This window comes from Coleofasciculus sp. E1-EBD-02 (assembly GCF_040218245.1).
GTDB lineage: Bacteria > Cyanobacteriota > Cyanobacteriia > Cyanobacteriales > Coleofasciculaceae > Coleofasciculus.
In genome coordinates this window covers 43,039-51,853 of sequence record NZ_JAVJQN010000207.1, presented here as the reverse complement: position 1 = coordinate 51,853, position 8,815 = coordinate 43,039, and the positions used below count along the sequence as shown (strand labels likewise).

Annotated in this window: 4 protein-coding genes; 2 read left to right on the top strand and 2 right to left on the bottom strand. The window is 45.0% G+C overall.

Annotated elements, in window-relative coordinates; translation table 11 throughout:
• Together RIC07_RS32620 and RIC07_RS32615 are read left to right on the top strand one after the other, a co-directional pair.
• Nucleotides 1-860, top strand: an 860-nt coding sequence (locus RIC07_RS32620) for a DUF4139 domain-containing protein (RefSeq protein ID WP_446398152.1), incomplete at its 5' end; no start/stop codon positions are given.
• 196 nt (nucleotides 861-1,056) lie between these two features.
• Nucleotides 1,057-2,673, top strand: coding sequence for a mucoidy inhibitor MuiA family protein (locus tag RIC07_RS32615; RefSeq protein WP_446398151.1), 1,617 nt, complete (start codon nucleotides 1,057-1,059; stop codon nucleotides 2,671-2,673).
• 325 nt (nucleotides 2,674-2,998) lie between these two features.
• Here RIC07_RS32615 and RIC07_RS32610 read toward each other — a convergent pair whose 3' ends face one another.
• Together RIC07_RS32610 and RIC07_RS32605 are read right to left on the bottom strand one after the other, a co-directional pair.
• Nucleotides 2,999-4,969, bottom strand: a complete 1,971-nt coding sequence (locus tag RIC07_RS32610; RefSeq protein WP_446398150.1) for an adenylate/guanylate cyclase domain-containing protein — start codon at nucleotides 4,967-4,969, stop codon at nucleotides 2,999-3,001.
• Between the two features lie 221 nt (nucleotides 4,970-5,190).
• Nucleotides 5,191-8,277 carry an ATP-binding protein gene (locus tag RIC07_RS32605; RefSeq protein ID WP_446398149.1) on the bottom strand — a complete coding sequence of 1,029 codons (3,087 nt, stop codon included), beginning with the start codon at nucleotides 8,275-8,277 and terminating at the stop codon, nucleotides 5,191-5,193.
• Nucleotides 8,278-8,815: the final 538 nt, after the last annotated feature.

Below are 8,815 nucleotides of genomic sequence, written 5' to 3'. Positions count from 1 at the left end.
TGCGACTTCCCGGCGCAGATGACCCCAATAAGCGAGGTAAATTACTGCTTCAAAACCAGCAGGAAGTCTATCTAGAACTCTTTAAGCAACAGCAGTTTGTGGTAACCTTCAATGTCCTAGAAATCGTCGATCAGGCTATATTAAAATCCCGCCAATGTTTGTCTACCCCATTACCGCCTGGTGGGATATCAGTACGTGATGCCGCAGGTTCCTTTGATTATGCCTATTCTGCCGATGGACGGGTGGATGTTCCTTCAGATGGACTATTTCATTCCGTAGCACTAACTAGCCAAAGTACCGATGTCAACCTGCGCTATGTTGTCGTTCCCCGTGAAGATACCAATGTTTTCCGAATCGCCCAACTGCGTAATCCCCTAGACGCCCCACTTTTAAGCGGTTCAGTTGATGTTTATATCGATGGTGAGTATATCTTATCCACAACATTACCAACCGTACCCACCCTGGGAGAAATTGAATTTGGGTTAGGCGTCGAACAAGGGATAAAAGTGGCTCGAAACACGACATATCAGGAAAAACGTTCTAGTCAGTTATTAGTTGCGTTCAACGAACTGCGTCACCACCTTAAAATTGACATTGCTAACCGTTTACCCAACGAAGCACGGATTGAGATCCGAGAACGTATCCCTGTACCCCAGGAAGGAGAAAAAGTTGATGTAGAACTTGGTAAAGTTTCCCCTCAATGGCATAAATATGAACAAGAAGAACGAGAAAAACCCATTCGAGGCGGATATCGCTGGCGGATAAAAATCCCCGGTCAACAACAAGCAAAATTATCAGCACAGTACACCATTAAAACCTACGCCGATAACGAATTAATCGGTGGCAATCGACGGGAATAGTTAGGCGCAGCTAAATAAATCTGGCGATGGGGGTAAGTATTAAGTATTAAATCTTATGCATCCCCATCATTTAACCCCCTCTGCGCCCCTCTGCGAAACCCTCTGCGCCCCTCTGCGTTGAACAATTATCATAGATTCCCCCATTACACCGCCCAAAAAAGTTCCGACACTACACTATAGTCCACCCAGATAAACCATGCCATCAATTACACCGAACCAAAACATTCAATCCCTAACCCTCGACGCCCCTGTCACCCTCGTTACTCTACTCGAAGACCGCGCCTTAGTGCAACGCAAGGGCAAAGCCAATCTAACATCAGGATTATGGCGCATCACTGTAGAAAATGTCGCCCCCGTACTTTCCGATAAATCCCTGCGGGCAGAATTTGCAGAAAACTATAACAATGCCAGAATTAATGATGTCCGCGTTCGTCGCCAGATGCTAGTCAAGGACGAAGAACGACCCAAAGACATTCAACCATTGTATAACGAGTTGCGATCGCACCAGGATCGCCTCGCCATCATTTCAGAAGACTCTCACCATCAGAAGTATTCCTTTAAACAAGTCAATACCATCTTAAGCAAAGCCTTACAAGAATTACCCATTGATGCCGTTTGGGGACAAATTGATCCCAAAACCTGGCGGGAACAATTGCAAACCCTGTTTAAACAACTCCGTGAATTGCGGACAGAAATCTTAAGCAGCGGTGAACATCAAGCACAACTCAGACGGCAAATTGATGACATAACCACTCACCTCCAATCCCTATCGCGTCCCGATACAATTTACACCGCCAAGATTGAATCCGATGTAATGATTTCTGAAGCCGGAGACTATGAAATTACCTTCGATTATGTCGTTCCCAATGCCTTATGGCGTCCTTGGCATCAAGCCCGTCTGCTAGTCCCAACTAACGCTTCTTCATCACCAGCTACCCTATCCTTTCGGATGGATGGGTGTGTCTGGCAAAATACAGGTGAAGACTGGACTAATGTTGATTTAATCTTTTCCACTGCCCGCGCATCTCTGGGGACTGAACCCCCTCTTTTAAGCGATGACAAATTAAATGTCAAAGAAAAATCAAAACAAATTATTGTTGAAACTCGAAATCAGCAAATTCAAACCACTGGACTGGGTATAGGTGTCACCACTCCGCAGAGAGAAACGACCAATTCAGTCAACCTACCTGGTGTTGATGATGGCGGCGAAGTCCGGACACTTCGCCCTAACCAAAAAGCCACGATTCCCTCTGATGGTCGTCCTTATCGGGTGCCAATTTTATCCTTTGAGTCCAAGGCTGAGATTGAATATATCTTAATGCCAGAACTCTCCTGTCAAGTTGTCCTCAAAAGCCAACAAACCAATTCATCAACCTGTCCCATTCTCGCTGGACCAGTGGACTTAGTACGTTCATCAGAATTTGTCGGCAAAACTGCCATTGGATTCATCGCCCCCGGAGAAAAATTTGCCTTGGGATGGGGTTCTGATGAAGCCATGCGGGTGCAGCGTACCCAAACGAAAAAACAAGAAAAAGACCATCTAACCCAGTGGAAACGAGTGATTACGCAAACCCAGTTATTTCTCTCTAATATTGCGGCAGAACCGAGAGAAATTACAATAACAGAGCGGGTTCCGGTGTCAGAATTAGAGCAAGTCAAGGTGAAGGTTTTAACGAAAAAAACGACCAATGGAATTCAAGCCGATGATGATGGATTTTGTACCTGGAAATTGACCCTCGCGCCCTACTCTCAACATAAAGTCACGCTAGTTTATCAAGTAGCAACATCGCCAGAGGTGAAAGGAGCCTTGTAAGGGTACGGTATTGCCCATTCTCAACCCCTCACCCCCATCTCCCACCCTGGGGAGAGGGGCTGGGGGTGAGGGGTATTCCAAAGGTACTTTGGAAGCGTCTTTATGTGATAGTTCCCCTTCTCCCTTGAAGACTTTGCTGGCGAATGTTACAAAAGAGCGTGAAATCCAATAAAATCGTTAGCCGCTCTAACGTATTTCGGTCATTCTAGGGCAGAATGTTAAATTCGCCAGCAGTATCCTTGAAGGGAGAAGGGGTTAGGGGATGAGGGTGAAATACTTGCCAGTCGTGCTTTTCACCTAAAGTTGACACCAATGCCCCTACAGCTCAGGCTGCTGGATTGGGTAATGGAGGATTTTTCGTTAATGATTCTAATAACCAATACGTGGTCATTTCTCCTTTTCCTTTAACGGCAATTTTTCCCCGTTGTTCAAAGCGATATTGCTCTTTTAAACAGGTATAGGTTGCTTCGGTGACTTGAATTTTACCCGGTAAACTTAATGATTCCATGCGAGAGGCAACATTAACCGCATCTCCCCATAAATCATAGATGAATTTCTTGGTGCCAATCACACCTGCGACAACTGAACCCCTGTTTACACCAATGCGGATTTGTAGCTGTTCACCATAGCTTTCTTGAAAACGGGCGATCGCGTCTCGCATATCTAGCGCCATTTGCGCCACGGCTTGAGCATGATTGGCTTTATAGACGGGTAATCCACCGACAACCATATACGCATCGCCAATGGTTTTGATTTTTTCTAACCCATGTTGCTCGGTTAATTGATCAAAAATTGAGAAAATTTCATTGAGTAAGTCAACCATTTCCGTGGGGTTTATCTTGGCTGATAATGGGGTAAAGCCGACAATATCCGCAAACAAAATCGTCACATCAGCGAATTGTTCGGCAATCGCCGTTTTCTCTTTTTTCAGGCGTTCAACAATCGGAGCGGGTAAAATATTCAGTAATAATTCTTCAGAACGCTCTTGACTTTTTTTCAGGGCAATATCCGTAATTTGACGCTCTAATTCAGCTCCGGCTCTAGCGGCAAATATTTTTAAGACTAATTCCCGGGTTTCATCCTTGAGCATGGGTTGAGTGTCTAGGACAGCAATATGACCAATGACATTCCCCATGGAATCAGTTAAAGGAATTCCCGCATAGCTTTCTGCTTTTAAGTCCACTAAATCTTGATCATCAGGGAAATGCGCGATAATATTGTCAGAATAGCAAGAATATTTGTTATTTTGAATCACTTCCTGACAGGGTGTTCCCAGCAAGTCATATTCAATATTTTTGACAAATTTCTCGTTCTGCCAAAAGGCTAATGTGCGGACTCGCTTTTTTTTAAAATCTAGACATTCGGTAACAAACGCATAACGGGCTGCCAAAATTTCGGCAAGTTGGCGAACACAAGCGTCGAAAAACTCGCGCCCTGTTTTGGTGGCGGTTCCCTCAACAATGAGTTGTAAGGCTTCTTCGCGGCGTTTGCGATCGCTAATATCCCGCATCACCACTATAACGCTATCCTGGTATAGGGGAGAAATCTTGGCAGAGAAGTCTATTCTGCCGTTTTCTAACTGGAGACTATATTCAATTCCAATCGTTTCCTGGCGTTCTAATACGTTTTGAATCGTACTGTATATTAAATCGGCTTGGGGTTGGGGTAAACTTTCATGGAGTGTCTTGCCTACGGCTAGTTGAGGAGATTGATATATCAACTCATGGTTGGGTGTGGCGATTTTCAGATAGCGCCCCTGGGAATCCAAGACTAACACCAGTTCAGTCATGGCGTGGAATAAGGCGCGAAGTTCTGCTTCTGATGTGGTTAAAGCCGTTTTAGTTTTTTGCAGTACGTCTACGGTTTTTCCGAGTTTTTTATTACGATGTTCGAGTTCACTTTGCAGGTGTTTAAGGTTTAATTGGGTTTGGATTCGGGCTAAAACTTCTTCGAGTTGAAAGGGTTTGGTGATATAATCAACACCGCCATGTTGAAAGGCTTTCACCTTGGTCTCAGTATCCGAAAACGCACTCAGGAAAATAATTGGGATAGAACCTGTTTTCGGATCAGCTTTGAGTTGTTCACAAACTTCATAGCCACTTAATCCGGGCATATTGATATCCAGGAGAATTAAGTCTGGGGGAAGCAGCCGCGTGGCTTTTAACGCCATTTCACCATTAATGGCTTTGCGGATTTGATAGTTGTAATCTGATAAGAAATCCGATAAAAATTTAATATTTTGGGGTTTGTCGTCAACAATGAGGATATCGGCGATGAAGTTGTTGTCATTGGTCATTGGTCAAAACACTGATTTCACGGATTTATTGGAGAGATTGGGGTGGGGAAGTGAAAGGTTAGTGACACTGATTTCACGGATTTAGAGGATATCGGCGATGAATTTATGGTCATTGGTCATTTGTGATAATTGAATGGTGAGGTCGGGGCGGGTTTAGTTATATCCGGGTCAAAACGAAACGTTAGTGGTAAAACCCGCCCCTACTCTTCTTCATCTCTCACCTAACAGTATTGGTTTACACTCTGACTTGGACTGGGTTGAGTTAAGGTGATTAATTGATCAAATTGATAGGTTTCCACTAACTCACTTAGCGCCTCAATGAGTTGAGATTGTTCCTCAGGAATTTGATCAATTAAGCTTAAACTTAACCCATCGTTACAAGAACTTGCCGCGTAGTGGAGTTGCTCAATCCATTCGGATGACATCATCGTCAGATCATTGGCATCTAGAGTATAATCCGATGGAGATACGCTGGCATCAGTAGCATCAGACACCGTTTCGCCTGTTGTGTTCTTGGAATACTCCACCCCTAAATATTGACTCAGAATTTCTAGAATTTCCTCCCGCTGAAACGGCTTGCTGATAAACGCATCACATCCGGCGGTTAAACATTCATCTCGCTTATGGGCAAACGCACTGGCGGTAATCGCAATAATCGGCGGAATCGTGGCAAAATTCGACTGTTTAATCTGTCGAGTGGCTTGATAACCATCCATAATTGGCATGTGCATATCCATGAAAATCAGTTCAGGTTGCCATTGTTGCCAAAGCGCGATCGCGACTTGTCCATTTTCTGCCGATTTAACCTGAAAACCCACCTCCTTTAACAGCGTTACCAATAGCTGGCGGTTTACCAGATGATCTTCAACCACTAAAATTCGATAGGCGGTTTGTCCTGGGGCTAATCTCGTCACCTCCTTGAAATCAGAGGCTGGGGTATCGGGGATAGATTCCGTTAATTCTACCTGAATTTGGAATTGAAAACAACTTCCTTGTCCCAGTTCACTTGTGACAGTAATTTCACCGCCCATCAATTGCACAAATTGCTGAGAAATCTTTAATCCTAACCCGGTTCCTTCGTAGGTATTTTGCCCAAGTTTGGTCTGCTTAAAGGCTTGAAATAACTCATCCATGTCTTCTTTAGCAATTCCGGGTCCGGTGTCCGCTACTTTGAATCCCAGGTTCACGGTTTTACCCTGACTAACCCTCCATACCTCTAGGGTGACTTGACCGTTTTCTGTGTATTTAATCGCATTACTCAGCAAGTTAATTAAAACTTGGCGTAGTTTATGTTCATCGGTTCTAATCCATTGGGGAACAGTATCGTCTCGCTGAACCCTTAAGCGTAACCCTTTAGACTTTGCCTTGAGTTGGAACATGGATTCCAGACGGCGCAATAGTTGATGTAAATTACAGTCAATTTCCGCTAAGGTTATCCGCCCCGCTTCAATTTTTGACATCTCTAAGACATCATTAATCAACTCCAGTAAATGTTCACCACTGTGATTAATGATTTCCATGTAACCTTGATTCTGGGCGGGTAAGGATTGATCGCGCTGCATGAGTTGCGTAAATCCTAAAATCGCATTCATGGGCGTGCGGAGTTCGTGACTCATATTGGATAAAAACTCACTTTTTGCCCGATTTGCCGCATCCGCTGCTTCTTTTGCCTGTTGAAGTTCGATGGCTTGGTTTTGGGTTTGGGCAAAGAGTTCAGCCTGTTGAACGGCGACGCCAAGCTGATTACCAATTTGGGTAACAATTTGAACTTTTGCGGGTTGCCATTGTCGAGGATTACTGTTTTGATAAACGCCTAAAAGTCCCCACAGTTTTTGACCGCAAAAAATGGGGGTGATGATATAGGCTTGGGCTTGCATGCGTTTGAGCAAGTTGAGATAGCATTCGGAAAAGTTAGCTTTTTCAACATCAAAGACGCAGCAATAGGTGTTCTTTTGGCGATAGATTCCACCCTGTTGTTCTTGCAAATACGTGTCTTGAAACAAGCCAGATGTACCCGTTAATTGAGTGGCAAGACACCGGGGATTAACCGTTGTCGTTTGGGCAAAGGTAGAGGATTTTTTACCGTCACGAAGTAAAGCCTGCCAACCGGGGGCAACGGATTCGGCAACGATTGCCCCACTCCAATCGGGGTTAAACTCATAAATCAGAACGCGATCGCAGTCAATGGCGTGTCGTAATTCAGCCGTTGTCGCCTTAAAGATGGCGTCTAAATCTAAGCTTTGACGCATTTGCTGGATGACACGGTTAATTGTTTTTTCCCGCTGCGCCATCAATTTGATCGCGGCTTCAGCGGCAATCCGTTCTTGAATTTCAGTTTCTAAGGCGGCGTTGGTTGCCACTAATTCTGCGGTGCGTTCCTCAACCCGAAATTCTAAGGCTGCGTAGGCGCGATGTTTTTCGTCTTCTGCCCATTTCCGTTGCAATTCTGTGGCGGCGCGGGCGGCAAATACGTTCATCATCGCTTGATCTAAATTGGTGATGCACAAGGGTTTGACATCACAAATACCCAGCATCCCAATCACCTGTTGATTTTCGTCGAGTAAGGGAATCTCCACGCCATGTTCGGTATCCGTTGTATCGGGGAAAAGTTGCTGCCAATTGTCAGCATGGTTACCACTCTGTTGAGTTTGGGGAATAATTTCAGAGGAGGTATGCTGTAACTGGGAAACCTGACAGGATGTGATGCAACAACAAGCCAGACTGTGCCATCCCGGTTCGCGATCGCGGATTTTCTCGGCGACGACGACAGCCGGAACATGTAAGGATTTTGCCAGATTCTGCACCAAGGCGGCAAAAAAGTCTTCTCCGGTAACCGACGCTGTACCTGCAACAATGGCGCGTAGAGTTTCTTCGGTTTGGCGTCGTTGTGCCACTTGCTGTTGTAATTCCTGGTTAATTGCTTCCAATTGTTCCGGGGTGCGTAGGGCGAGGAATTGGGGCAGTAAATCGATTAATCGTAGCGCTGTATAACAAGATATCAGGGCGGTTAAAGCCCGTTCAAGTCCCGATATCCAGTAATCGGCGTACCAAAGTGTCCAAATATCAAACAGATGTCCGATGCCACAGAAAATAATAAACGCACCGAATAAAACAAAGACTCTAGAGAAAGGAATATCCCGGCGTTGGCGGACAAAGTAAATCAGCATCGCCGGAATCGAGAAATACGCGATCGCAATCAGCGCATCACTGGCAACATGCAATCCCACCAAGGGAGTTTGCCACAGGTAACAATTCCCGTGGGGCATGTAGCTACGGGAGGATAAAATAGTTTGTAATGAGTCCAGCACAGTCTTCTTTTCCTAAAAAATTCTTTAAAGCAACGGTTTAATCCACCCTGGTTTGTCTTATCGTGCCATTATATCGGCTCACAATTGTAGCTGTGTCAGTCCATTGGTTAGGTGGATGGACATAAACCTAACTCTATTAAGTCTAGAAATCTGTGTAGGGGCGGGTTTAGGGACAACATTAATGGAGTAACCAATAACCTTTCTACAAAACCCGCCCTGCCCCACCCTTTCACCCCGACATTTTTTATGTGCGATCGCGGTTGGGAATTTAATCAGTTTTGTTGTCCGGTTTTGGATTAATTGATTGCCTTGTGCTGGGGGAATGGGCGGGTTTTATTCTTAAGTTTAAGTTCAGGAGGGCGGGTTTTGTTGTTCCCTTATAGGTGAGGAGGGCGGGTTTTGTTCGACAGTTATCGGTGGGGAGGGCGGGTTTTGTTCGACAGTTATCGGTGACTAGCTGAATTGATTCCCTAAACCCGCCCCTACAATTGTCCCTAAACCCGCCCCTACATCTAAACATTTCTCTTCCAGAATTTTC